Source organism: Nocardia sp. NPDC088792 (assembly GCF_044750615.1).
Taxonomy (GTDB): domain Bacteria; phylum Actinomycetota; class Actinomycetes; order Mycobacteriales; family Mycobacteriaceae; genus Nocardia.
Genome location: NZ_JBIVKC010000002.1, coordinates 328,925 through 353,174, shown reverse-complemented (window position 1 = coordinate 353,174; position 24,250 = coordinate 328,925). Strand labels below are relative to the sequence as shown.

Genomic DNA, 24,250 nt, shown 5'->3' with positions numbered 1-24,250 from the left:
CGGCCGGAACAGCTGCGCTGCCGGGCGGGGTCACGTCAGGCTCCGACTTCTACCGCGGTGAGGGCGTCGCCGACCAGGCCGGCGGCCAGGGTGTTGCCGCCCGCGGGGTCGATGAGGAGGAAGGAGCCGGTGTGGCGGTTGATGCTGTAGTCGTCGGCCACGATGGGGTCGGCGACGCGGATCGAGATGCGGCCGATGTCGTTGAGGGACAGGGATTCCGGGCTCGGGTCCGAGGACAGGTGCTGTTCGTCGAAGCGCTCGATGAGGGCGCCGACGATGGCCTGGGTGGTGCGGGTGCCGTGCTTGAGGAGCAGGCGGGCGCCGGGGCGCAGGGGCTTGTCGCCGAGCCAGCAGACGGTGGCGTCGAAGGCCTCGATCGGCTCGGGGGCGCCGGAGACGGCCGCGATCACATCACCGCGGGAGACGTCGACGTCGTCGGCGAGGATCAGGGTGACGCTACGGCCGGGCTGTGCCGAGGCGAGTTCGCCGTCGGGAGTGTCGATGCGCTCGACGGTGGTCCGGGTGCCGGAGGGCAGCACCACGACCTCGTCGCCCTTGCTGACCACTCCGGCCGCGACCTGCCCGGCGTACCCGCGATAGTCGGGGTGTTCGGCGGTGCGCGGGCGGATCACGTACTGCACCGGGAAGCGCAGCCCCACCTGGTGGCGGCCGTGCACGTCCGCGTCCACCGGCACCGCTTCCAGGTGCTCGATGAGCGACGGCCCGTCGTAGTACGGGGTGTTCGCGGAGCGCGAGGCCACATTGTCGCCGTGCAGCGCGGAGACCGGGATCTCCTGCACGTCGCCGGGCGCCCAGCCGAGTTTGGCTGTCAGCTCGGCGAATTCGCTGCGGACCTTGTCGAACACGCCGGCCGGGTCATCGACCAGATCGATCTTGTTGACCGCGAGCACCAGCTTCGGCACCCCCAGCAGCGCCATGACTGCCGCATGCCGGCGGGTCTGCTCGATGACACCCTTGCGGGCGTCCACGAGCAGGATCACCAGCTGCGCGGTGGACGCGCCGGACACCGTGTTCCGCGTGTACTGCACGTGCCCCGGGGTGTCGGCGAGCACGAAAGACCGCTTGGGCGTGGCGAAGTAGCGGTACGCCACGTCGATGGTGATGCCCTGTTCCCGTTCCGCGCGCAGCCCGTCGACCAGCAGTGACAGGTCGGGCGTGGACAGCCCCTTGTCGACCGAGGCGCGGGTGACCGCGTCGATCTGGTCCGCGAGTACGGATTTCGTGTCGTACAGCAACCGTCCGACCAAGGTGGACTTGCCGTCGTCGACGCTGCCGGCGGTGGCGAGTCGAAGGAGGTCGGACATCAGAAATAACCCTCTCGCTTGCGGTCTTCCATCGCCGCTTCGGAAACTCGGTCGTCGCCGCGGGTGGCGCCACGTTCGGTGAGGCGGGATGCCGCAACCTCGGCGAGGATCGCCTCGTTGTCGGCGGCCTCGGAAAGAATTGCGCCGGTGGTGGATCCGTCGCCGACGGTGCGGTAGCGCACCGACTTGGTCAGCAGCTCTTCGTGATCCGCCGGCCCGCCCCAGGAGCCGGGGGTCATCCACATGCCGTCGCGCTGGTAGACCGGGCGCTCGTGCGCGTAGTAGATGCTGGCCAGTTCGACGTCCTCGCGGGCGATGTACCGCCAGATGTCCAGCTCGGTCCAGTTGGAGATCGGGAACACCCGCACATGCTCGCCGGGCGCGTGCCGGCCGTTGTACAGGTTCCACAGTTCCGGCCGCTGCCGCTTGGGATCCCAGCGTCCGAACGCGTCGCGCAGCGAGAAGATCCGCTCCTTGGCGCGCGAGCGCTCCTCGTCGCGGCGGCCGCCGCCGAAGACCGCGTCGAAGCGGTTCTCGTTGATGGCGTCCAGCAGCGGCACGGTCTGCAGCGGATTGCGGATGCCGTCCGGGCGCTCCTGCAGCCGGCCGTCGGCGAGGTAGTCCTCCACCGACGCGACATGCAGTCGCAGCCCGTACTTCTCGACCACCTTGTCCCGGAATTCGAGGACCTCGGGCAGGTTGTGCCCGGTGTCCACGTGCAGCAGCGCGAACGGCAGCGGCGCGGGCCAGAAGGCCTTGATCGCCAGGTGCAGCAGCACGGTGGAGTCCTTGCCGCCCGAGAACAGGATCACGGGCCGCTCGAACTCGCCCGCCACCTCACGGAAGATGTGGATGGACTCGGATTCCAGCGCGGCCAGAGTGTCGAATTCCCGGAGCGAGGCGAACTCCTCGAGATCGGTTTCGGTTTCGAAAGTGGTCATGACGCGTGCAACCCGCATTCGGTCTTGGCGAGCCCGGCCCAGCGGCCGGATCGCGGATCGGATCCCGGTTCCGGCTTCCGTGTGCACGGAGCGCAACCGATCGAGGGATAGCCCTCTTCCACAAGGGGATTGACGAGAATGCCATTGGCCTCGATGTAGGCGGCCATCTCGTCATCGGACCAGGCGGCGATCGGATTGATCTTCACCAGGCCGAAGCCCTCGTCGAAGGAGATGAGGGGCGCGTTGGCGCGAGTCGGCGCCTCCACCCGGCGGATGCCCGTGACCCAGGCGTTGTATCCGGCGAGGGACTTCTGCAACGGGACCACCTTGCGCAGGCGGCAGCATTCGGCGGCGTCCCGGGCGAACAGATCCTTGCCGAGCAGCTGATCCTGTTCCGGCACAGTGTTTTCCGGCGTCACGTTCACGATGTTCACGCCGTACACCAGCTCGACCGCGTCCCGCGTGCCGATGGTCTCCGCGAAGTGGTAGCCGGTATCGAGGAACAGCACGTCCACGCCGGGCTTCACCTGCGCGGCCAGCTGCACCAGCACGGCGTCCTGCATGTTCGACGCCACAATGTAATTCGAGCCGAAGTTGTCCTCGGTCCACTGCAGCAGTTCCTGCGCGGTGGCATCGGTGCCCAGCTCGGCGGCGCCCTTCTCGGCGATCGCCCGCAGCTCGGCCTCAGCGAGTTTCGTTGTAGTCATTGACGTTTCTCCCAACTACCGAAGATCTGCTTCGTCGGCGCGAACAGCCCACTGTGCGAAACGCTCTTCACCGTCACGGTTCTTGATGAAGTTGCGCACCACACGCTCGATGTAGTCGCCGAGCTCGTCACTGGTCACCTTGTGCTGACGCAGTTTTCGCCCGAAGGCGCTGTCGAGTCCGAGGCTGCCACCGAGATGAACCTGGAAGCCCTCCACCTGATTCCCGTCGCCGTCGTCGACGAGCTGGCCCTTGAAGCCGATGTCGGCGATCTGGGACCGGCCGCACGAGTTCGGGCAGCCGTTGATATTGATGGTGATCGGCACATCCAGGTCGGCATTGATATCCGCGAGCCGCTGCTCCAGCTCGGGCGCCAGCACCTGCGACCGCTTGCGGGTCTCCACGAACGACAGCTTGCAGAACTCGATACCGCTGCACGCCAGCAGGTTTCGCCGCCAATGCGACGGGCGGGCCTGCAGGCCGAGCGGCGTCAGCTCCTCGATCAGCTGCTCGACCTTGTCGTCGGGCACGTCGAGCACGATGAACTTCTGGTACGGGGTGAAGCGCACCCGATCCGACCCGGCCCGCTCCACGGCGTCCGCGGCCTGCGTCAGGATGGTGCCCGAGACGCGACCGGCGATGGGGGAGAAGCCGACGGCATTGAGGCCGTTGCGCAGCTTCTGCACGCCGATGTGATCGATCGGGCGGGCCGGCTGCTCGGGCGCGGGGCCGTCGATCAGCTTGCGCTTCAGGTACTCGTCCTCGAGCACCTGACGGAACTTCTCGACACCCCAGTCCTTCACGAGGAACTTGAGGCGGGCCTTGGTGCGCAGGCGGCGGTAACCGTAATCGCGGAACAGCGAGACGACCGCTTCCCACACATCCGGCACCTCGTCCAGCGGCACCCATGCGCCCAGCCGCTGGGCCAGCATCGGGTTGGTGGACAGGCCGCCGCCGACCCAGAGATCCAGGCCCGGACCGTGTTCGGGATGCTCGACGCCGACGAAGGCGACGTCGTTGATCTCGTGCACCACATCCTGCTGGCCCGAGATGGCGGTCTTGAACTTGCGCGGCAGGTTGGAGTATTCCTTCTTGCCGATGTAGCGCTTCACGATCTCGTCGATGGCCGGTGTCGGATCGAGGATCTCGTGCAGCGACTCACCGGCCAGCGGCGAGCCGAGCACCACACGCGGGCAGTCGCCGCACGCCTCGGTGGTCTGCAGGCCGACCTCTTCGAGCCGCCGCCAGATCTCCGGCACGTTCTCGATCTCGATCCAGTGGTACTGCACATTCTCGCGGTCCGAGAGATCGGCGGTGTCGCGGCCGAATTCGGTGGAGATGCCGGCAATGGCCCGCAGCTGCTTCAGGTTCAGCGCGCCGGCGTCGCAGCGCACCCGCATCATGAAGTAGCGGGCCTCGAGGATGTCGATGTTCTCGTCGCCGGTGAAGGTGCCGTCGTAGCCCTGTTCGCGCTGGGTGTAGAGACCCCACCAGCGCATGCGGCCGCGCAGATCGCTCTTGTCGATGGAGTCGAAACCCTGCTTCGAGTAGATGTTCTCGATGCGCGCGCGCACGTTGAGCGGGTTGTCGTCCTTCTTGCTCTGCTCGTTCGCGTTCAGTGGTTCCCGGTAGCCGAGCGCCCACTGACCCTCCGACTTGCGCTTCACCGGCCGCGCGGTGCGCTCGCGCGGCGCGACGGGCGCTTCCGAACGCGGACGGTCCGGACGCACACGTCGTTCCACGGCGGGCCGTTCGGGCCGGGCGGGGCGAGTGGATTCGGAACTGTTGGCGTCGGTGCTCGACGTCATGGGGTCGCTCCTGAGGGTCTTGCGGGCAGGCGGGAGGGGCTGGCTCTCGCCTCCGAGATCAGAACCGGCTCTTACGGCGTCAGAACACGCCGGATTCCGGGAAGGGGGAGCCGATCTACCGGAGGCAGTCCGGCAGACAGCTCGCGCTGCAGACGCGCTTGAAGTCGACATGGCGACGCGCCACGAGTCGTACTCCAAGTCCAGTCATGTCGCTTATTGTGCCACGTCAGACGGGTCGTTCCGACCGTCGGACGAGATTTTCCGCGCTTTTGCGGGAAATCCCCTGGATATATCATCCGGTTTGTGACAACCGTCATAGATCAAGCCGGTTCCGATCTTGGGCAGTTGACCTACGGACGGTGCGTGCGGTGTGACCCGCGCGACCGGTCACACTGAATAGGTGACCGACTCCGCCGCCGCAATCGCCCCCGCCACCGACGAATCGCTGGTGCCGGCGCTGCGTGACTTCGGAGGCGGGGCCTTCGGGATCTACATCCACGTGCCCTTCTGCGCGACCCGCTGCGGATACTGCGATTTCAACACCTATACGGCGGGTGAGCTGGGTACCTCGGCCTCCCCGCAATCCTGGTTCGAGGCGCTGCGCGGCGAATTGTCCACTGCCGCCGAACAATTCGCGACCTTCCCGACCTCGACGCCGGAGGTCGAAACGATCTTCGTGGGCGGCGGCACCCCCTCCCTGCTGGGTGGCGACGGTCTCGCGAACGTGCTGAGCGCCATCCGCGACAACTTCACCCTGGCCCCCGGCGCCGAGGTCACCACCGAATCGAATCCGGAATCCACCTCACCGGAATTCTTCGAACGCCTGCTCGCGGGCGGATTCACCCGGGTCTCGCTGGGCATGCAGTCCGCGGCCGCACACGTGCTGAAGATCCTCGACCGCACCCACACCCCGGGCCGGGCCGTGACCGCCGCGCAGGAAGCCCGGGCCGCCGGCTTCGAGCACGTGAACCTGGACCTCATCTACGGGACGCCGGGCGAGACCGACGCCGATCTCGACAAGAGCCTGGACGCCGTGCTCTCGGCCGGCGTCGATCATGTCTCCGCGTACTCGCTGATCGTCGAGGACGGCACCGCACTGGCCCGGCGAGTGCGGCGCGGTGAACTCCCCGCCCCCGACGACGACGTCCTGGCCGCCCGCTACGAACGCATCGACAACCGCCTGTCCGCCGCGGGCCTGCACTGGTACGAGGTCTCCAACTGGGCCGCGAACGATGCCGCCCGCTGCCGCCACAACCTCGGCTACTGGGACGGCGGCGACTGGCTCGGCGCCGGCCCGGGCGCGCACAGCCATATCGGCGGCGTCCGCTGGTGGAATGTGAAACACCCTGCGCGCTATGCGGATCGGGTCACCCTGGGCGGCCTGCCCGCCGCCGGCTGGGAGGCCCTCACCGCCGACGAGCAATACACCGAACGCGTAATGCTCACGGTCCGCCTCCGCACCGGCCTGCCGCTGGCCGACCTCGATGCCGCCGGTCGCGAGGCCGCGGCGGGCGTGCTCGCAGACGGCCTGGCCGTGCAGCAGGGCGACCGGTTGGTGCTGACCGAGCGCGGCCGCTTGCTGGCGGACGGCGTCGTACGCACCCTCCTCGGCTGAGCCCGGCAACCACGGCTTCGGATGGGTGGTCTCGCTCCGGCTCCCGCACCATCCGCTGGGCTGAATCGGGCAGTTTCGGCAGGCGTCCGGCAGTCCGGCGGTGATCCGGCGTTTTCTTGCCGATTCAGTGCTGCCGCAGGGGCGTTTTCGCGCTTTGCGCCGGATTCTGCCGAGGCGCGCCACCGCACCGCGCCCGTACGCGCCGTGATTGGGCCGTTCGTGCGGCGAGTGTGTCCTACGCTGCACCGAACAGCCCACCCCGGCGTCCTGTGCGCCCCGCTCGCGAGGATTCGCCATGTTCGACGAGGACATCGTCCCGTATCAGGTCGAGGTGCCCGAGGCGCAGCTTCGTGACCTGCGCCGGCGACTGGGCGAAACCCGCTGGCCCGCACAGATTCCCGGGGCCGGGTGGACCCGCGGCGTGCCCGTCGACCCGCTCCGGGAGCTGTCCGCCCACTGGGCCGCGCGCTTCGATTGGCGCTGGTGGGAGCAGCGGCTCAACTCCTATTCGCAGTACACCACCGTCATCGACGGTGCGCGGATCCACTTCCTGCACATCAGATCCCGGAAGCTGAATCCGTTCCCGCTGCTGCTGTTGCACGGCTGGCCGGGGTCGGTGGTCGAATTCCTGGAGGTCATCGAGCCGCTCACCGATCCGGAGTCGGGCGGCCCGGCCTTCGACCTGATCATCCCGTCGCACCCCAATTTCGGGTTCTCCGGCCCGGTGACGGCCCCGGGCTGGGACAGCATGCGCATCGCCCGCGCCTACGCGGAACTCATGCGCCGCCTGGGCTATCCGCGCTACGGCGTGCAGGGCGGCGATTTCGGCGCGTTCATCGGACCGGATCTGGGCCGGGTGGATGCCGGACGGGTCGTCGGCGTGCACGTGAATGCCGCCACCATGGGTTTCATTCCCTACGGCCATGTTCCGGAGGAGACCGCCGCGACGCTCACCGTGCGGGAGCGAAAGAGCCTGGCGCGCCTGGGCGCCTTTCTCACCGATGGCGGCGGCTACTTCCAGATCCAGGGCACCCGTCCGCATACGCTCGGCTTCGCGCTTGCCGATTCGCCGGCCGGGCAGCTGGCCTGGATCACCGAGAAGTTCCATGATTGGACGGGAAGTCAAGGCGCGCTGGAAGATCGGGTCGATCGGGACCAGATGCTGGCGAACATCTCCGTGTACTGGTTCACCAATACCGGCGGCTCCTCCGCCCAGCTGTATTTCGAGACCTTGCACTCGCCGGCGCTGCCGACCCTCTCGACCACGCCCACGGCCGTCGCCAATTTCGCCGAGGACGTCGCCATCCGCCGGTATGCCGAGCAGATGAACACCATCGTGCGCTGGACCGACTTCGACACGGGCGGGCATTTCGCCGCCATGCAGACCCCGGACCTGCTGGTCACCGATATCCGCGCCTTCTTCGCCGAACTGCTCGGCTGACCCTGCGCGCGGCGGAGAATGGGGGTATGGCGCTCGCATCGTTCATGGTTCCGATCGGCACGCCCGCACCGGAATTCACGCTGCCCGCGGTGGACGGCAGCAAGGTGTCCCTGGACGGATTCGCGGGGGCGCCGGCCCTGCTGGTGGTGTTCCTGTCCAATCACTGCCCGTATGTGCGGCGTATCGAAAGGTCGCTCGGCGCAGTCACTTCCGAATTGCGGGCGCGGGGTCTGGCCACCGTCGGCATCAGCAGTAACGACATGGTGAGCTATCCGGAGGACGATGCCCCGCACCTGCGCGAGCAGATGCGCCGCGCGGACTTCGCTTTTCCGTACGTGATCGACGATGCGCAGGAGATCGCTCGCGCGTACCGGGCCGCCTGCACTCCCGATCTGTTCCTCTACGACGCGGACCGCCGTCTGGCCTATCGCGGCGAATTCGATGCCGCGCGACCGCGAAACGAGGTCCGCTCCGATGGCGCGACCCTGCGGGCCGCCTTCGATCTGGTGCTGGCCGGGCGACCGGTACCGGAACCGCACACCCCGAGCATCGGCTGCTCCATCAAATGGAAGCCGGGCAATGAGCCCGGTGGTTCCGGCCTCCTCATCTGACGGCGGACCGCGGCCCGGGACCGGCTCGCAGGCAATATGCCGACAGGCAACTAAACTGGTTTTCGGATGTCCGGGAATCCGCGTGGCCGTTGCCCGTCGGTGAACCGGTTGTGTACAGCGCCGGCGAACTGGTGGCATCCGCACGTACCCGGAGACGAACCAGGAGGTAGGCCCCATGTCGACCACGGAACAACGGCGGCTCGAGGTCCTGCGCGCGATCGTCGCGGACTACATATCCACCAAGGAACCGATCGGTTCGAAAACCCTGGTGGAGCGCCACAATCTAGGAGTCTCCAGCGCGACCGTCCGCAACGATATGGCGGTGCTGGAGGCCGAGGGCTACATCGCCCAGCCGCACACCTCCTCGGGCCGCATCCCCACCGACAAGGGCTACCGGCAGTTCGTCGACCACATCTCCGAAGTGAAGCCGCTTTCCAACGCCGAACGCCGGGCGATCATGGAGTTCCTGGAGAGCGGCGTCGACCTCGACGACGTCCTGCGCCGCGGCGTCCGCCTGCTGGCCCAGCTCACCCGCCAGGTCGCCATGGTCCAGTACCCGACCGTCTCGGCGTCGACCGTCCGGCACATCGAAGTGGTGGCCCTCAATCCGGCGCGACTGCTGCTGGTGGTGATCACCGACACCGGACGGGTCGAACAGCGCCTGGTGGATCTGGGCAATCTGATCACCGAAGAAGACCTCGCCGTCCTGCGCGCCATGCTCGGCAAGGCCATGGACGGTAAGCGGCTGGCCATGGCCTCGGCCTCGGTCGCCGAACTGCCCGAACATTCGCCCGCGCGGCTGCGCGAGGTGCTGATCCGGGTCTCGACCGTGCTGGTGGAAACCCTCGTCGAGCATCCGGAGGAACGGCTCGTACTCGGCGGCACCGCCAACCTCACCCGCAGCGCCTCGGATTTCGCCGGCAACGGTTTCCCGGGTTCGCTGCGCTCGGTGCTGGAGGCGCTCGAAGAGCAGGTGATCGTGCTGAAGCTGCTGGCAGCGGCACAGCAGCCGGGTACCGTGACCGTGCAGATCGGCGAGGAGACGAAGGTCGAGCAGATGCGCGGGACGGCCGTGGTGTCCACCGGTTACGGGATGCCCGGTACCGTTCTGGGTGGCATGGGGGTGTTGGGGCCGACCCGCATGGACTATCCGGGCACCATTGCCTCGGTTGCGGCCGTCGCCCGGTACATCGGTGAGGTGCTCGCCGAACGGTGAGCAAGCGGAGACGAAACAGGACTAGAGAGCGCAGTGGCACGGGACTATTACGGACTGCTCGGCGTCGCACGTAACGCGACCGACCAGGAGATCAAGCGCGCCTATCGCAAGTTGGCGCGTGAACTGCATCCCGACGTCAATCCGGAACCGGAGGCGCAGGAGAAGTTCCGGGAGGTGTCGGCGGCCTACGAGGTGCTGTCGGACCCGGAGAAGCGGCGCATCGTCGATCTCGGCGGTGACCCGCTGGAATCCGGCGCGGGCGGCATGGGCGGCGGTTTCTCCGGCGCCGGCTTCGGCGGGCTCGGCGACGTGTTCGAGGCCTTCTTCGGCGGGATGAGCGGCGCCAACCCGCGCAAGCCGCGCGGGCGCGTGCAGCCCGGCGCGGATTCGCTGTTGCGCACCCGGCTCTCGCTGCAGGAGTGCGCGGTCGGCGTCACCAAGCACCTGACCGTCGACACGGCCGTGCTCTGTGATCTGTGCCAGGGTTCCGGCACCAACGGCAACTCCAAGCCGGTGCGCTGTGAAACCTGTGGTGGCGCGGGTGAAGTGCAGAGTGTGCAGCGGTCCTTCCTGGGCCAGGTCATGACTTCCCGGCCCTGCCCCACCTGCCGTGGCGCGGGCGAGGTCATCCCCGATCCCTGCCGCAAGTGCGGCGGCGACGGCCGGGTGCGCGCCCGCCGCGAGATCGCCGCGCCGATTCCGGCCGGTGTGGCCAATGGCATGCGGGTGCGGCTGGCCGCGCAGGGCGAGGTGGGCCCGGGCGGTGGCCCGGCCGGTGACCTGTACGTGGAGATCGTCGAGCAGCCGCACGACACCTTCGTCCGCGACGGCGACGACCTGCACTGCACGATTCGCGTGCCCATGGTGGACGCGGCGCTCGGCACCACGGTGGTCGTCGACACCATCCTGGACGGGCCGGTCGAGCTCACGATCCCGGCGGGCACCCAGCCCGGCGAGGCGTCGGTGCTGCGCGGGCACGGCATGCCGAAGCTGCGGGTCAGCTCGCGCGGTGACCTGATCGCGCACCTGGACATCGTGGTGCCCAGCAAGCTGGACTCCAAGCAGACGGACCTGCTGCAGAAGTACAAGGGCCTGCGCGCCAATGAACGCACCGAGGTGCTGACCGCCCAGTCCGAGCACAACAGCGGCCTGTTCGCCCGCCTGCGCGCCTCCTTCAGCGGACGCTGACCCGTTGGCCGCCACCGTCTTCTACCTCGACGAGGTCCCCGAACCCGGGGACACCGCCGTGCTCGACGGACCGGAGGGCCGGCACGCGGCCACCGTCCGCCGCATCCGGGTCGGAGAACCCATCACCCTCTCCGACGGCCACGGCATCCTGGCCGCCTCGGAAGTGACGGTGGCGCACAAGGATCGCCTCGAACTGAAGGTCCTGGACCGCCGGGTCGCCACCCCCGCCACCCCTCAGGTGACCGTGGTCCAGGCCCTCCCCAAGTCCGACCGCTCCGAACTGGCGGTCGAGTTGATGACGGAGGCCGGCGCCGACGCCATCGTCCCCTGGCAGGCGTCCCGCTGCGTCTCCAACTGGGAGGCCAAGGCCCGCAAGGGCGTCGACAAATGGCGCGCCGCCGCCAAACAGGCCGCCCGCCAATCCCGCCGCCCCTACATCCCGGATGTGGCCGAGCTGCACAGCACCCGGGAACTGGTCGACCTGGTACGGGCCGCGAAGGCCAACGGCGCAGTGGTCGCCGCCCTGCACGAATCGGGCGAATCCCGTTTCACCGAGCTGCCTTTCGAAGGCGCTCCCGAAGTGGTGCTCATCGTCGGCCCCGAAGGAGGCCTCGACGACTCCGAACTCGCCGCCCTGTCCGAAGCGGGCGCGGACATCGTCCTCCTCGGCCCGACGGTGCTTCGCACCTCGACCGCGGCGGCCGTCGCGCTGGGAGCGCTCGGCGCCCTGACCGCGCGCTGGTGAGAGCGCCCGGCCTGCGCCGGTGAGAACTCTGCCGTGCTGGGAATCCTGCGGTGCGCCGTGGCCACCGGCGGTCAGGCGTGTACCTGCCGGTCGGCTGTGGTGATCCGGCGGGATCGGGTCGCGAGGGCTGCCACCAGTGCGGCGGCGATCAGGATCAGTGCGCCTACGTAGGTCGTGAGTCCGGCCCAGCCGAAGCGGCCGAAGGCGAAACCGGCTGCGCCGCCGGCGATCGAGCTGCCCATGTAGTAGGCGAAGAGGTAGAGCGAGGAGGCGGCGGCGCGATTGCCTTCGGCGGCGGCGCCGACCCAGCCGCTGGCGATGGAGTGGACTGCGAAGAAGCCAGCGGTGCAGAGCAGTACGCCGAAGAGGATGACGAAGAGCTGGTCGGGGAGGGTGAGCAGCAGGCCCGCGGCCATGGTGGCGATGCCGGCGACCAGGACGCGATTGCGGCCGAAGCGGGCCGTCAGCCGTCCGGCCGCGGCGGAGGTGAAGGTGCCGGCCAGGTACAGGATGAAGATCAATCCCACAGTGGCGTCGGACAATCCGAACGGCTGGCGGGTGAGCCGGTAGCCGAGGAAGTTGTAGATCGAGACGAAGCTGCCCATGGCGACGAAGGCCAGCGCGAACAGCGGCAACAGGATGCGGTGGTGCAGGTGACCCGCGAAATCCCTTGTCAGCGTGCGCAGATCGAGCGGCCGCGGCGCGAAGTTCCGGGACGGCGGCAGCATCTTGACGAAGATCACCGCGCACCCCGCCGACGCGAGGCCCACCATGGCCTCGCCCCAGCGCCAGGACGCCACCTCCAGGGTGAAGGCCGGGATCAGCCGCCCGCCCAGTCCGCCGACGGTATTGCCCGCGATGTAGATGCCCATCGCGGTCCCGAGCCCGTTCGCCCCGATCTCCTCCGCCAGGTAGGCCATGGCCACGGCGGGCACCCCGGCCAGCGTGATCCCTTGGATCGCCCGCCCGGCGAGCAGTACGTCCAGGCTGGGGCTGAACGGCAGCAGCAGTCCGATGACACAGGCGGTCACCGCCGAGCCGATCATCATGCGGGTCCGCCCGAACCGATTGGACAGCACGCTCATCGGAATGATCGCCACGGCCAGCAGTCCGGTGGTCAGGGAGACCGCCAGCGCCGCATGCGCGGGTGTCGCGTCGAAGGCGGCGGAGAGGCTGGGCAGCAGGGCCTGCGCGCTGTACATGGACGCGAAAGTGGTCAGTCCGGCGGCGAAGAGGGCGATGGTGATGCGGCGCTCGTGGCTGGTGGTGTCCGGGGGTGCGATGACCGCTGCTGTGCTCACGTTCCGAGCATGGTTCGCGCCCGCTACGAAAGGAAATGCATAATAACCGGATAGTTGATGCGATTACTGCATTAGCTGAGCTACCGGTCGGGAGGCAGGCCATGGCGAGTGACGATCTGCACTGGTTCACCACCCTCGCGGAGCTGGAACGCGTCGGCGCGGCCGCCGACCGCCTGCACCTGACCCAGCCCACCCTGTCCCGCATGCTGGCCCGTCTGGAACACCGCCTGGGCGTGCGGCTTTTCGACCGGCACGGAAAACGCCTGACGCTCAATGATTTCGGTCGCGTCTACTATGACCACGCCCGCCGCGCGCAGGCCGAACTGGATGCTGCCGCAAGGGAATTGGCCGACCTGGCAAACCCGGCGAAGGGGGTGGTCCGGCTCTCCTTCCTGCATTCCTTCGGCGCCCGCCTGATTCCCGAATTGGTGGCGGGCTTCCGCCGCACGTCCGCCCACATCACCTTCATCCTTGATCAGGGCGCCGCGGAAATGGTGGCCGCGCATGTCCTCGACGGCACCAGCGATCTCGGCCTGGTTTCCCCCAAACCCGCTGCTCCCGGCCTGGGCTGGCGCACGCTGCTGCGGCAGCGCCTGGCCTTGGCGGTCCCGGCCGAGCATCGCTTGGTCGCGCGGCGTCAGGTCCGTCTGTCCGAGGTCGCCGAGGCCGATTTCATCGCCCTGCACCCGGGTTTCGGCATGCGCCGCATCCTCGACGACCTTTGTGCCGCAGCCGATTTCCGCCCTCGTGTCGTCTTCGAATCGAGTGATCTGGTTACGGTGGCGGGTCTGGTGGCCGCCGGATTGGGTGTCGCGATTCTGCCCGCGGAGGAACCGCCGCTGCGCGGCCCGCAGCCGGGCCCGGTCCTGGTGCCGCTTGCGGACCCGGGCGCGACCCGTGCGGTCGGCCTGATCTGGTCTTCGACCGCGGTACACGGCGAGGTCGTGCGGCGTTTCCGGGATTTCGCCTTCGACTGGGCCGTCGAGTAGGCCGTCGAGTAACGCGCTGGCCGCAGCGCTGCGGCAGTCCGGCGTCACACCTGCTGGTAGCCGTCTATTCACTGGGCGGTGTCGGACGTCGGCGGTAAACTTTGGTCAACGACGTGAGGTTCGAGACCGGAAAGCAGGCTATAGCCACTTTTGAGAAACGCAGGCGAGATCGGCGATCAGAACACACCCACTGCCGGCATCGGGGCCGGCGGCAACGGGTCCGGACCGGCAGGGCGGACCGTTCGTTCCAGCATCGAATTGGCACCGGAGTCGGTATTCGGATTCCTGGGTTCGGCTGACGAGAACCTGCGTGAACTCGAGCGGCTTCTCGATGCCGACATTCATGTGCGCGGCAATTCCGTCACCCTTACCGGCAAGCCCGCCGATGTGGCGCTGGCGGAACGTGTTGTGGCCCAGCTGGTGGCGTTGACCGCGCGCAATCGCGTGGTCACCCCGGAGGCGGTGCGGCACACGTATTCGATGCTCACCGAGGGTTCCTCGGATTCCCCGGCGGAGGTGCTGAGCCTGGACATCCTGTCCCGGCGCGGTAAGACCATCCGGCCCAAGACGCTGAATCAGAAGCGCTATGTCGACGCCATCGACTCGCACACCATCGTGTTCGGTGTGGGTCCGGCGGGTACCGGTAAGACGTATCTGGCCATGGCGAAGGCCGTGCAGGCCTTGCAGACCAAGCAGGTCAATCGCATCATCCTGACGCGTCCGGCGGTGGAAGCCGGTGAGCGCCTGGGCTTCCTGCCCGGCACGCTCAACGACAAGATCGACCCGTATCTGCGGCCCTTGTACGACGCCCTGCACGACATGATGGATCCGGAGGCGATCCCGAAGCTCATGGCGGCCGGTGTCATCGAGGTCGCGCCGCTGGCGTACATGCGTGGTCGCACGCTGAACGATTCGTTCATCATTCTCGACGAGGCGCAGAACACCACGGCCGAGCAGATGAAGATGTTCCTGACCCGCTTGGGGTTCGGTTCGAAGATCGTGGTGACCGGTGACGTCACCCAGGTCGATCTGCCGAACAATTCGCGGTCCGGTCTGCGGGCGGCGACCGAGATCCTCACCGATATCGACGATATCCATATCTCCGTGCTCACCAGCGCGGATGTGGTGCGGCACCGGTTGGTCGGGGAGATCGTGGACGCCTACGACCGGTTCGAGAACGAGTCGCGGCCACCGGCCGCGGTGCACTATCCGGGCAATCGTGCGCAGCGGCGTGCCGCGAGCCGGGGGGAGCGGCACTGAACTCGGCCGATAGGCTTATCGGGTGAGTATCGAGATCGCCAACGAATCGGGTATCGAGGTATCCGAAGAAGAACTGGTCAGCGTCGCGCGGTTCGCCATCAGCCAGATGGATGTGCATCCGGCGGCGGAGCTGTCGATGGTGCTGGTCGATCTCGACACCATGGCCGATCTGCACATGCGCTGGATGGACCTGCCGGGTCCGACCGACGTGATGTCGTTCCCCATGGACGAGCTGGAACCGGGCGGGCGGCCCGACGCCGCCGAGCCCGGCCCCTCCATGCTGGGCGATATCGTGCTCTGCCCGGAGTTCGCGGCTCAGCAGGCCGAGAAGGCCGGGCATTCCATGGATCACGAGCTGGCGCTGCTGACCGTGCACGGCGTCCTGCACCTCCTCGGCTACGACCATGCCGAGCCGGAGGAGGAGAAGGAGATGTTCGCGCTGCAGGCCTCCCTGTTGGAGGGCTGGTACGAGAGCCTGCGCGAACAGCAGCGGCGCGACGAACTCGCCGAGCGGGATCGGCGACTGCTGGGCAAGACCGGATTCACCGCACCCGGTGATCCGCTGGACCCGGCGTGAATTCTTTCGTTCTGCTCCTGCTGGCGATCATCCTGGTCCCCGCGGGCGGGATGTTCGCCGCGCTGGACGCGGCGCTGAATACGATTTCCCCTGCGCGCCTGGAAGATCTGGTGCGCGCGGAGCGTACCGGCGCGGTCCGGTTGACCCGCATCATCGCGGATCGGCCGCGCTATGTGAATCTCATGGTGTTGCTGCGGGTGTTCTGCGAGATCACCGCGACGGTGCTGCTGGCCGCGGTGCTCATGGACTGGCTCACCGAGTTCCAGGCGCTGGTGATCACTGCGGTGGTCATGGTGCTGGTGGATTATCTGGTGATCGGGGTGGGGCCGCGCACGCTGGGCCGGCAGCACGCGTACTCGCTGTCGCTGGGTGCGTCGCTGCCGTTGCAGGCCATCGGCTCACTGCTCGGCCCGATCAGCCGGTTGCTCATTCTGGTGGGTAATGCGATCACGCCCGGTAAGGGATTTCGCAACGGCCCCTTCGCTTCCGAGATCGAGCTGCGGGAAGTGGTGGATCTGGCGGGGGAGCGCGGCGTGGTGGATGCGGACGAGCGCCGCATGATCCAGTCGGTCTTCGAATTGGATACCACTCCGGCGCGTGAGGTGATGGTGCCGCGCACCGAGATGGTGTGGATCGAGGCGGACAAGACTGCGGCGCAGGCGATGTCGCTGGCGGTGCGGTCGGGGCATTCGCGAATTCCGGTGATCGGCGAGAACGTCGACGACATCCTCGGCGTCGTCTACCTGAAAGACCTTGTCCCGTACGCGGATCGGAGCAAGAAGGTGAAGGTGCGCCAGGTGATGCGCCCCGCCGTCTTCGTTCCGGATTCGAAACCGCTGGATGCGCTGCTCGACGAGATGCAGCGCCGCCGCAACCATATGGCGGTGCTCGTGGACGAGTACGGCGGTATCGCGGGCCTGGTCAGCATCGAGGACATTCTGGAGGAGATCGTCGGGGAGATCTCCGACGAGTACGACAAGGACGAGATCGCGCCCATCGAGCCGATCGGCAGCGGCCGCTACCGGGTGTCGGCGCGACTGCCGATCGACGACCTGGGCGAACTGTTCGACCTGGAGATCGAGGAGGAGGACGTCGACACCGTCGGCGGCCTGCTCGCGCACGCGCTGGGCCGCGTGCCGCTGCCGGGCTCCAAGGCGGTCGTGCACGGCCTGCAGTTGAAGGGGGAGGGCGGCGCGGATGCGCGCGGCCGGGTGCGGGTGCACGCGGTGGTGGTGCGCAGGGCGCCGGAGAAGACGAGAACCGAATCGGCCGAGCTGGAATCGGGCGGCGCGATACACGAGGACGGAGAGGCCGATGACTGAACTGGATGCCGAGGACAACAAGCTGCTGGTGCTCGCGCGCGGCGCGATGGGCCGGACGGGCGGCAATAGCGGTGCGGCCGTGCGTGATACCGACGGCCGCACCTACGCGGCCGGTGAGGTGGAGTTGTCGGCGCTGCGGCTGACCGCATTGCAGGCGGCGGTAGCGGCCGCGATCTCCAGTGGCGCAGAGGGTTTCGAATGCGCGGTGGTGGTCGCCGGTAAGTTCTCCGATCCGGGTGTGGCGGCCGTGCGCGAGGTTTCGGCCGCGGCGCGCATCGTCTTCACCGATCGCACCGGCAAGGTTTTCGAGACGGTGGACGCGGGTGACTACGGGGTGGAGAACCCGATCGCCGCGGAGCGTGCGGTGGCCGGTAATGCGGTGGGGGAGCGGAATATCCCTGAGGGATTGGATCTGGACAGTGAGTCGGAGGTGTTCGAATGAGCGGCAAGAATTCTGAGCAGGGCACGGGTTCTGCACAGGGCGGTGGCGAATTCCGTTCCGGCTTCGTCTGTTTCGTCGGCCGCCCGAACACCGGGAAGTCGACGCTGACCAATGCCCTGGTGGGGCAGAAGATCGCCATCACCTCGTCGCGGCCCCAGACGACGCGGCACACCATTCGCGGCATCGTGCACCGGGAGCACACGCAGTTGATCCTGGTCGATACGCCCGGTCTGCACCGGCCGCGCACGCTGCTCGGGCAGCGGCTGAACGACCTGGTGCGCGATACCTATTCCGAGGTCGACGTCATCGCGATCTGCATTCCGGCGGACGAGAAGATCGGTCCCGGTGACCGCTGGATCGTGGAGCAGATCCGGCAGATGGCGCCGAAGACCACCCTGCTCGGCGTGGTCACCAAGATCGACAAGGTGAGTCGCGACCAGATTGCGCACCAGCTGCTGGCGGTTTCCCAGCTGCTCGGCCCGGAGTCGGATCTGGTGCCGGTCTCGGCGGTCAAGGGTGAGCAGGTCGAGACGCTCATCGATGTCATCGCCTCGAAAATGCCGGAGGGCCCGGCCTTCTATCCCGACGGCGAGCTCACCGACGAGCCCGAGGAAACCCTCATGGCCGAGCTCATCCGCGAGGCCGCTCTGGAGGGTGTCCGCGACGAACTCCCGCACTCCCTGGCCGTGGTCATCGAGGAGATCCTCCCGCGCGAGGAGAACGAAGACCTCCTGGATGTGCACGCCCTGCTGTATGTCGAGCGCCCCAGCCAGAAGGCCATCATCATCGGCAAGGGCGGCGCCCGCCTCAAAGAGGTGGGCACCAACGCCCGCAAGCAGATCGAGCACATCCTCGGCACCCGCATCTACCTGCACCTGCACGTGAAGGTGGCCAAGGACTGGCAGCGCGACCCGAAGCAGCTGGGCAAGCTCGGTTTCTGACCTCGCGGCCATCAGGCCGCCGGGCGCTCCCACCAGGCCGTCGGGCGGTGTTCGTACCACTTCAGTTTGGATTCGAGCTGGGCGGCGACGGATACCAGGAGGGGTTCGGCATCGGCCGGGCCCATGAGCTGGGCGCCGACCGGGAGGCCGGCGGCGGTGAAACCGGCGGGGATGTTGACCGAGGGCCAGCCGAGGATGTTCCACGGCCAGGTGTACGGGCAGGCGGCGGTGATGACTTCGTCGGTGGCCCAGTTGCCGATGCCGTCGAGCGCGTGCACGTCCGGGGGCGGGGTGGCGGTGGTGGGGGCCAGCACGATGTCGAAGTCGTCGAACATGCGGCCGATTCGATTGCGCAGCAAGGGTTCCGCCTTGCGCGCGGCGAAGAGGGCGGGGCCGAGCAGACGGCCCACGGTGGCATTGTGCGCGGTGCGCGGGTCCACCACGACGCCCGGCATGCGACCCATGACTTCGTGGATGCCGGCCATGGAGCGCGGCAGGAAGGTCGCGCCGATGAGGACGCCGTAGGGGACATCGGCGATCACTACTTCGTGGCCGAGGCGCCGCAGGGCGCCGGCGATGCCGTGCACCTTGGCCTCCACCTCGCGGTCGAGCGCGGTCTTGGTGGCGGTGAACGGAATCCGGAGCGACAGCGCGATGCGCAGGCGGCCGGGATCGCGGCCCACGGCGTCGGAGACGCGGGTGGCGGGCGGGGTGTGGAGGTCGCCGGGATGCGGTCCGGACGCGGCATCGAGCAGCAGCGCGGCGTCCTCGACGGTGCGCGCGAGGGGTCCGTTCACGGTGAGCCCGTAGAACGCTTCGGGCAGTGGCCAGGTGGAGATGCGCCCGCGTTGCGGTTTGATGCCGACCAGGTTGTTCCAGGCCGCCGGAATGCGCACCGAGCCCGCGCCGTCGGAACCCAGTGCGGCCGGGACCAATCCGGCCGCGACCGCCGCCGCGGAACCGCCCGAGGAGCCGCCGGGTGTGTGCTCGGCCGCCCACGGATTCCTGGTGTGCCCGAAGGCCTTTCCGTCCGTGAACGGGTACTGCCCGAGTTCACAGGTATTGGTCTTGCCGACGATCACCACGCCGGCGGCCCGCAGTCGCCGAACCGATTCGGCGTCTTCGGTTTTCACCGGCAGATCGCCGCCGCAGCCGAAGGCCGTCGGGGTTCCGGCGAGGTCGGTGTCGTCCTTGATGGCGAACGGCACCCCGAGCAGCGGTGCGCGCTCACCCGCGGCGAGCTTCCGATCCGCCGCGGCGGCCTCCGCCAGCGCCTCGTCGCGGCGCACGATGCGGAAGGCATTGAGTGTGGATTGACTGGCCTCGATCCGGTCGAGCACCGCGGTGGTGGCCTCCACCGAGCTGATCTCACCCGCCGCGAGGGCCGCCGCCATCCGCGCCAGCCCGAGCTCTGCTACCGACGCCATCGTCATGTGAACCCCGTCTCCTTCGTACCCACGGGTAACGTAGCGCGATTCTGGTCACACGTCCAACGGCGATTCGATGACCCTTTCCCGCGGCGACGCGACCACACGCGGCGGCTCCGCGCTCTCCGGTCGCCCGCGCGTGCGAGACTGTTGCGGTGCGGTTGTATCGGGATCACGCTGTCGTGTTGCGGCAGCACAAGCTTGGCGAGGCGGACCGCATCGTCACGCTGCTGACCCGGCAGCACGGCCTGGTCCGTGCGGTCGCCAGGGGAGTGCGGCGGACCCGGTCCAAGTTCGGTGCGCGCCTGGAACCGTTCGCCTACATCGATGTTCAGCTACATCCGGGCCGTAATCTCGACACCGTCACCCAGGTGCACACGGTCGAGACCTTCGCCGCCGATATCGTCGCCGACTACGGCCGCTACACCGCCGCCTGCGCCGTCCTGGAGACCGCCGAACGCCTGGCCGGCGAGGAGGGCGCCCCCGCTCCCCGCCTGCACACCCTCACCGCCGGCGCCCTGCGCGCCATCGCCCTCGGTCATCGCCCGCACGAACTCATCCTCGACGCATTCCTGTTGCGCGCCATGGGTTTCGCGGGCTGGGCTCCCGCCTTGGACGAATGCGCCCGCTGCGCCACCCCCGGCCCGCATCGCGCCTTCCACGTCTCCGCGGGCGGCGCGGTCTGCGTGCACTGCCGCCCACCGGGCGCGGCCACCCCCATGCTCGGCGTTCTCGACCATATGAGCGCGCTCAACCGTGGCGACTGGACCGGCATCGATGCCATCCCCGAAACCATGCGCCGCCAAGCCACCGGGCTGATAGCCGCCCATCTTCAATGGCATCTGGAGCGCCAACTCCGCACCCTCCCTTTGATCGAACGCACCCGCCCTCATGAGGCAGTGGATCGCGCGGAAGCCGCTCTGGGCTGACCCGCCGCGGATCGGGACGCTCAACCGCGAAATCGGTACTGGTCGTGTGGTTTTCGGCTGTCACTGTCATCCCCCTTGACCGGGCGGTTTCCGGCATCCGATCGTCGCGTCGCGTCCGTTGCGTGAGCTCCCGGCGCCGACCATGAGAGTCCCGGTCAGTGGGCGGGGATACGACGCCGGGATCAGTGAGATTCCATACAAGGGAAATGGCTGTTAGCTGGCCTAAAGTTCACGGCGTGATCGACTCTCGTGCTCGGAAGTCCACGGGTGGCGTGGTGCGCCGCCTGCCGGTGGCGCTCGCCGCCGTATCCGTTCTCGCCGCTGCTGCCACCGGTATCGCCGGGGCACAGCCGGTGCTGCCGAGTCTGCCGTTCGGCGGGCTCTCGTACACCGTGCGGGTGCAGCAGCCGGGGATTGCCGTGGGGGACATCTTCTACACGTCGGGTGTGAGTGCGGCCGCGCTGGTGCCGGGGGTGGGCGCGGTGGCGAAGTTGCTACCCGGCGGGCAGCCCGCGAATGTCATTGCCGACCGGTCGGGTCGGGTTATCAAGCAGTACACGCCGCCTGCAGGGCAGGATGTTTCGAACTTCCGGACTCAGGTTTATCAGGGGCGGAAGGTGCTGACCTGGTGGCAGGGGAGCACGGTGGCGGGGCACGGTTCGGGGGTGGGGATCATCGCCGACGAGAACTTCGATGTGCTGGCCACGGTGGATCCGGGTGGCGCGGGCGCGGATGTGCACGAGTTCCGGCTGACGCCGGACGGGCATGCGCTGCTCACCTCGTATCCGCAGGTGAATGCCGATCTGACCGCCATCGGCGGGCCCAAGGACGGCAAGATGTTCGACACCGTCGCGATCGTGATGGATGTGGCCTTGGGGAAGGAGCTGTTCCGCTGGAGCGCGGCCGACCATGTGCCGCTGACCGATTCGGAGACGAACGGCAAGCTGAACGGCGACGTATACGACCCGTATCACATGAATTCCATCAGTCTGGATGCGTCGGGCAACCTGGTTGTCTCGCTGCGCAATACGGCCACCGTCTACGACATCGATCCGCGCACCGGCGATATCAACTGGCAGCTCGGCGGCAAGAGCCCGACCATCGTCGCCGACCCGAACGTGGAGTTCGCCTTCCAGCACGACGCCGAATTCACCGACGACTCCACGCTGCGCCTCTTCAACAACAACTCGGACGGCCTGGAATCGCGCGGTCCGTCCAGTGTCGAGTGGATCCACGTCGACCCGGTCGCCGAGCGCGCGACCCTGGTCCGCAATCAGCAGCACCCGGACGGCCTGGTCAGCATGGCCATGGGCAATGCCCAGACCCTCCCCAACGGCGACACCTTCGTCAGCTGGGGCATGGTCCCGCGCCTGTCCGAGTTCGACCCCCAGGGCAACCTCGTCTACGACGCCAGCCTCCCCTTCGGCTCCTACCGCGCCTACATCGACACCTGGCCGGTCTCCTGACTGCGAGTGGCACCTGAGCGTGGTGAATCCGGACAAACTTCAATGCTCAGGTGCCACTGGGTGGCCTGGATGTGGGGGTTTCGTGGAGAGCGCGGGGTTATCCCGTGGGCGGCGGCGCGGGCTCGGGCGCGTCGGGCAGGATGGTGGGCGTGATCGGTACTCGTAAGCCTCCCGCTGACCTGCGCACCGTGCGTCCTCCGTCGCCGCATCCGTCGGGTGCGACGCCGCCCGCCATCCCGGCGGAATTCGTGCCCAGGCATGTGGCGCTGGTGATGGACGGGAACGGCCGCTGGGCGCAGGATCGCGGGCTGCCGCGCACCGCGGGCCACGAGCGCGGTGAGGCGGTGCTCATGGACACCGTCGAGGGCTGCATCGAGATGGGCGTGAAGTGGCTGTCGGCGTACGCGTTCTCCACGGAGAACTGGCGGCGCAGCCCGGACGAGGTGCGCTTCCTCATGGGCTTCAACCGGGATGTGATCCGCCGCCGCCGCGACGAGATGAACGAAATGGGTGTGCGGGTGCGCTGGGCGGGCCGGCGACCGCGCCTGTGGCGCAGCGTGATCAAGGAATTGGAGGTCGCGGAGGAGCTGACCCGCGACAATACGGTGATGACCTTGACCATGTGCGTGAACTACGGCGGGCGCGCCGAGATCGCCGATGCCGCACGGGAAATCGCGCGCCGGGTGGCGGCCGGTGAGATCGACCCGGAGAAGGTGACCGAGGAGACCGTCGCCCGATTCCTGGACGAGCCGGACATGCCGGATGTGGACCTGTTCCTGCGTCCGTCGGGCGAGTTGCGCACCTCGAACTTCCTGCTGTGGCAGGCGGCGTACGCCGAGTACGTCTTCCAGGACACGCTGTTCCCGGATTTCGATCGCCGCAACCTGTGGGATGCCTGCCTCGAATACGCCAAGCGGGATCGCCGTTTCGGAGGTGTGAAGTGACCGACGCTCCCACTCCCGCCGAGGAACTCCAGGCGCGGGCCCGCAATCTGCTGACCCGCTACGGCGTGGCCATCCGTGAGGAGGACGGCGGCCTCGGTTTCGAATACGAGGGCGCGCTGTGCTCGCTGCGCGGCGTGAATCTGGCGCCCGGCCTGGATGTGCTCGCGCTGATGTGCATCCTGGCGTGGGATCGCCCGCTGAAACCGCAGTTGCACAAGCGGGTTGCCGAGCGCAATGCCGCCTTGCAGTTCGGCACCATCACGGTGGTCGGCCGGGAGAAGGAGGCGGATGTGATCATGCGCTACACCTTCCCGGCGGCGGGCCTGGAGGACGAGGCGCTGGCCACGATCATCCTGCTCGCGCTGTCGGGTGCGAGCCGGGCGCGTCAGGGTCTGCTGCCCTGAATCCGCTTGTGCGCGCGGCCGGTTCAGAGCGGCTGCGGCACGGGCCGGTAGTCCGGGAACAGTAGCTCGATGCCCCGGGCGAGGTCGTCCGGGTCGGTGTCGCCGAGGATGAGGTGCTGCAGGATGAAGCCCGGCAGCACTCCCATGAGCGCCTTGGCGACGGCATCGGTGTCGGCATCCGCTGGGAGCCAGCCGTATTCGCACATGCGCCGGGCGTATTCGTGCCAGAGTCGCCGGAAGCCGCCGATATTGGTGCGGACGTAGTCGGCGACATTGGGGTCGGTCAGTGCGAGCGCCCAGGCCTGCGGGACGAGCCGCATGGGGCCGTCGGCGCCGCTGAGTTCGACGACGGTTTCGCAGATGGTGCGGACGAGTTCGCCTGGGGCGGGTAGTGGTTCGCTGTAGACGGCCTCGGTGAGGGCGTCGCGTAGGTCGACGGTGGCCTCGGTGGTGAGGGCCGCGATGATGTCGTCCTTGGATTTGAAATACCGGTATACCGCACCGGCGGAGAGCCCGGATTCGGCGAACACATCCTGCATGGTGGTGCCGTGCAGGCCTTTTCGTGCGAAGCAGCGCTGCGCGGCATCGAGAACCTGCTGCCGGCGTCTTTCCAGATGTTCCTCGCTGACTCTGGGCATGCCCTCAACCTAAAA

The 24,250-nt window shown here is 68.0% G+C and carries 23 protein-coding genes and 1 pseudogene; 16 read left to right on the top strand and 8 right to left on the bottom strand.

Going from position 1 to position 24,250, the window contains the following annotated elements; translation table 11 throughout:
- Window positions 1-35: 35 nt before the first annotated feature.
- The 5 genes from ACIP5Y_RS10940 to ACIP5Y_RS10920 form a co-directional block, all read right to left on the bottom strand.
- Window positions 36-1,325, bottom strand: a complete 1,290-nt coding sequence (locus ACIP5Y_RS10940; protein ID WP_400349589.1) for a sulfate adenylyltransferase subunit 1 — start codon at window positions 1,323-1,325, stop codon at window positions 36-38.
- A complete protein-coding gene (gene cysD, locus ACIP5Y_RS10935; RefSeq protein ID WP_400349588.1) occupies window positions 1,325-2,266 on the bottom strand; it encodes a sulfate adenylyltransferase subunit CysD in 942 nt (313 codons plus the stop codon). Before cysD ends, ACIP5Y_RS10940 begins: the two co-directional genes overlap by 1 nt.
- A complete protein-coding gene (locus tag ACIP5Y_RS10930) occupies window positions 2,263-2,973 on the bottom strand; it encodes a phosphoadenylyl-sulfate reductase (protein ID WP_400349587.1) in 711 nt (236 codons plus the stop codon). The genes cysD and ACIP5Y_RS10930 overlap by 4 nt, the downstream gene beginning before the upstream one ends.
- Window positions 2,974-2,988: 15 nt before the next feature.
- The gene (locus ACIP5Y_RS10925; RefSeq protein ID WP_400349586.1) at window positions 2,989-4,779 is read right to left on the bottom strand and encodes a nitrite/sulfite reductase; all 1,791 of its coding nucleotides are present in this window, start codon (window positions 4,777-4,779) and stop codon (window positions 2,989-2,991) included.
- A 115-nt stretch (window positions 4,780-4,894) separates the two neighbouring features.
- On the bottom strand, window positions 4,895-4,987 hold the full coding sequence (locus ACIP5Y_RS10920; RefSeq protein WP_373281383.1) for an Ms4527A family Cys-rich leader peptide: 93 nt from the start codon (window positions 4,985-4,987) through the stop codon (window positions 4,895-4,897).
- A gap of 213 nt (window positions 4,988-5,200) precedes the next feature.
- Between ACIP5Y_RS10920 and hemW the strand changes: the two genes are divergently transcribed.
- From hemW to ACIP5Y_RS10890, 6 genes are all read left to right on the top strand, one after another.
- Window positions 5,201-6,394 (top strand): radical SAM family heme chaperone HemW, encoded by a 1,194-nt coding sequence (gene hemW, locus ACIP5Y_RS10915; protein WP_400351234.1) that lies wholly within the window; start codon window positions 5,201-5,203, stop codon window positions 6,392-6,394.
- Between the two features lie 295 nt (window positions 6,395-6,689).
- Complete coding sequence (locus ACIP5Y_RS10910) at window positions 6,690-7,835, top strand: epoxide hydrolase family protein (RefSeq protein WP_400349585.1); 1,146 nt, start codon at window positions 6,690-6,692, stop codon at window positions 7,833-7,835.
- 26 nt (window positions 7,836-7,861) lie between these two features.
- Window positions 7,862-8,446, top strand: coding sequence for a thioredoxin family protein (locus ACIP5Y_RS10905; protein ID WP_400349584.1), 585 nt, complete (start codon window positions 7,862-7,864; stop codon window positions 8,444-8,446).
- A gap of 175 nt (window positions 8,447-8,621) precedes the next feature.
- Window positions 8,622-9,662: a heat-inducible transcriptional repressor HrcA gene (hrcA, locus tag ACIP5Y_RS10900; RefSeq protein WP_400349583.1), complete on the top strand. Its 1,041-nt coding sequence runs from the start codon at window positions 8,622-8,624 to the stop codon at window positions 9,660-9,662.
- 33 nt (window positions 9,663-9,695) lie between these two features.
- The gene (gene dnaJ / locus ACIP5Y_RS10895; protein WP_400349582.1) at window positions 9,696-10,850 is read left to right on the top strand and encodes a molecular chaperone DnaJ; all 1,155 of its coding nucleotides are present in this window, start codon (window positions 9,696-9,698) and stop codon (window positions 10,848-10,850) included.
- Between the two features lie 4 nt (window positions 10,851-10,854).
- A complete protein-coding gene (locus ACIP5Y_RS10890; protein WP_400349581.1) occupies window positions 10,855-11,595 on the top strand; it encodes a 16S rRNA (uracil(1498)-N(3))-methyltransferase in 741 nt (246 codons plus the stop codon).
- Window positions 11,596-11,666: 71 nt separating this feature from the next.
- Here the strand turns inward: ACIP5Y_RS10890 and ACIP5Y_RS10885 are convergent, their stop codons facing one another.
- Window positions 11,667-12,896, bottom strand: coding sequence for an MFS transporter (locus tag ACIP5Y_RS10885; protein ID WP_400349580.1), 1,230 nt, complete (start codon window positions 12,894-12,896; stop codon window positions 11,667-11,669).
- A gap of 101 nt (window positions 12,897-12,997) precedes the next feature.
- Between ACIP5Y_RS10885 and ACIP5Y_RS10880 the strand changes: the two genes are divergently transcribed.
- From ACIP5Y_RS10880 to era, 6 genes and pseudogenes are all read left to right on the top strand, one after another.
- The gene (locus ACIP5Y_RS10880) at window positions 12,998-13,885 is read left to right on the top strand and encodes a LysR family transcriptional regulator (RefSeq protein WP_400349579.1); all 888 of its coding nucleotides are present in this window, start codon (window positions 12,998-13,000) and stop codon (window positions 13,883-13,885) included.
- Window positions 13,886-14,083: 198 nt separating this feature from the next.
- A complete protein-coding gene (locus tag ACIP5Y_RS10875; protein ID WP_400351233.1) occupies window positions 14,084-15,145 on the top strand; it encodes a PhoH family protein in 1,062 nt (353 codons plus the stop codon).
- Between the two features lie 22 nt (window positions 15,146-15,167).
- Window positions 15,168-15,722, top strand: a complete 555-nt coding sequence (gene ybeY, locus ACIP5Y_RS10870; protein ID WP_397009044.1) for an rRNA maturation RNase YbeY — start codon at window positions 15,168-15,170, stop codon at window positions 15,720-15,722.
- Complete coding sequence (locus ACIP5Y_RS10865) at window positions 15,719-17,044, top strand: hemolysin family protein (protein WP_400349578.1); 1,326 nt, start codon at window positions 15,719-15,721, stop codon at window positions 17,042-17,044. Before ybeY ends, ACIP5Y_RS10865 begins: the two co-directional genes overlap by 4 nt.
- A pseudogene (locus tag ACIP5Y_RS10860) lies at window positions 17,037-17,354 on the top strand (cytidine deaminase); the annotation flags it as partial. The gene ACIP5Y_RS10865 and the pseudogene ACIP5Y_RS10860, both read left to right, overlap by 8 nt.
- A gap of 128 nt (window positions 17,355-17,482) precedes the next feature.
- Window positions 17,483-18,427, top strand: a complete 945-nt coding sequence (gene era, locus ACIP5Y_RS10855; RefSeq protein WP_400349577.1) for a GTPase Era — start codon at window positions 17,483-17,485, stop codon at window positions 18,425-18,427.
- An 11-nt stretch (window positions 18,428-18,438) separates the two neighbouring features.
- Here the strand turns inward: era and ACIP5Y_RS10850 are convergent, their stop codons facing one another.
- Window positions 18,439-19,860, bottom strand: coding sequence for an amidase (locus ACIP5Y_RS10850; protein WP_400349576.1), 1,422 nt, complete (start codon window positions 19,858-19,860; stop codon window positions 18,439-18,441).
- Between the two features lie 149 nt (window positions 19,861-20,009).
- Here ACIP5Y_RS10850 and recO point away from each other — a divergent pair, with 149 nt between their 5' ends.
- The 4 genes from recO to ACIP5Y_RS10830 all read left to right on the top strand — a co-directional run bounded on the left by recO (window position 20,010) and on the right by ACIP5Y_RS10830 (window position 23,597).
- Window positions 20,010-20,783, top strand: coding sequence for a DNA repair protein RecO (recO, locus tag ACIP5Y_RS10845; RefSeq protein ID WP_400349575.1), 774 nt, complete (start codon window positions 20,010-20,012; stop codon window positions 20,781-20,783).
- A 236-nt stretch (window positions 20,784-21,019) separates the two neighbouring features.
- Entirely contained in the window at window positions 21,020-22,249 is a 1,230-nt protein-coding gene (locus ACIP5Y_RS10840; RefSeq protein ID WP_400349574.1) for an arylsulfotransferase family protein, read from the top strand.
- Window positions 22,250-22,389: 140 nt separating this feature from the next.
- Window positions 22,390-23,193, top strand: a complete 804-nt coding sequence (locus ACIP5Y_RS10835; protein WP_400351232.1) for an isoprenyl transferase — start codon at window positions 22,390-22,392, stop codon at window positions 23,191-23,193.
- Window positions 23,190-23,597: a hypothetical protein gene (locus ACIP5Y_RS10830; protein ID WP_400349573.1), complete on the top strand. Its 408-nt coding sequence runs from the start codon at window positions 23,190-23,192 to the stop codon at window positions 23,595-23,597. The genes ACIP5Y_RS10835 and ACIP5Y_RS10830 overlap by 4 nt, the downstream gene beginning before the upstream one ends.
- A gap of 23 nt (window positions 23,598-23,620) precedes the next feature.
- Here the strand turns inward: ACIP5Y_RS10830 and ACIP5Y_RS10825 are convergent, their stop codons facing one another.
- Window positions 23,621-24,235 (bottom strand): TetR/AcrR family transcriptional regulator, encoded by a 615-nt coding sequence (locus tag ACIP5Y_RS10825; RefSeq protein WP_400349572.1) that lies wholly within the window; start codon window positions 24,233-24,235, stop codon window positions 23,621-23,623.
- Window positions 24,236-24,250: the final 15 nt, after the last annotated feature.

Excerpts from the sequence above, each read along its gene's own strand:
- ACIP5Y_RS10920 (WP_373281383.1), bottom strand. The coding sequence starts at position 4,987 with ATGACTGGACTTGGAGTACGACTCGTGGCGCGTCGCCATGTCGACTTC.
- era (WP_400349577.1), top strand. The coding sequence starts at position 17,483 with ATGAGCGGCAAGAATTCTGAGCAGGGCACGGGTTCTGCACAGGGCGGT.
- ACIP5Y_RS10930 (WP_400349587.1), bottom strand. The coding sequence starts at position 2,973 with ATGACTACAACGAAACTCGCTGAGGCCGAGCTGCGGGCGATCGCCGAG.
- hrcA (WP_400349583.1), top strand. The coding sequence starts at position 8,622 with ATGTCGACCACGGAACAACGGCGGCTCGAGGTCCTGCGCGCGATCGTC.
- ACIP5Y_RS10825 (WP_400349572.1), bottom strand. The coding sequence starts at position 24,235 with ATGCCCAGAGTCAGCGAGGAACATCTGGAAAGACGCCGGCAGCAGGTT.
- ACIP5Y_RS10910 (WP_400349585.1), top strand. The coding sequence starts at position 6,690 with ATGTTCGACGAGGACATCGTCCCGTATCAGGTCGAGGTGCCCGAGGCG.
- cysD (WP_400349588.1), bottom strand. The coding sequence starts at position 2,266 with ATGACCACTTTCGAAACCGAAACCGATCTCGAGGAGTTCGCCTCGCTC.
- ACIP5Y_RS10925 (WP_400349586.1), bottom strand. The coding sequence starts at position 4,779 with ATGACGTCGAGCACCGACGCCAACAGTTCCGAATCCACTCGCCCCGCC.
- ACIP5Y_RS10850 (WP_400349576.1), bottom strand. The coding sequence starts at position 19,860 with ATGACGATGGCGTCGGTAGCAGAGCTCGGGCTGGCGCGGATGGCGGCG.
- ACIP5Y_RS10880 (WP_400349579.1), top strand. The coding sequence starts at position 12,998 with ATGGCGAGTGACGATCTGCACTGGTTCACCACCCTCGCGGAGCTGGAA.
- ACIP5Y_RS10905 (WP_400349584.1), top strand. The coding sequence starts at position 7,862 with ATGGCGCTCGCATCGTTCATGGTTCCGATCGGCACGCCCGCACCGGAA.
- ACIP5Y_RS10835 (WP_400351232.1), top strand. The coding sequence starts at position 22,390 with ATGGTGGGCGTGATCGGTACTCGTAAGCCTCCCGCTGACCTGCGCACC.
- ACIP5Y_RS10940 (WP_400349589.1), bottom strand. The coding sequence starts at position 1,325 with ATGTCCGACCTCCTTCGACTCGCCACCGCCGGCAGCGTCGACGACGGC.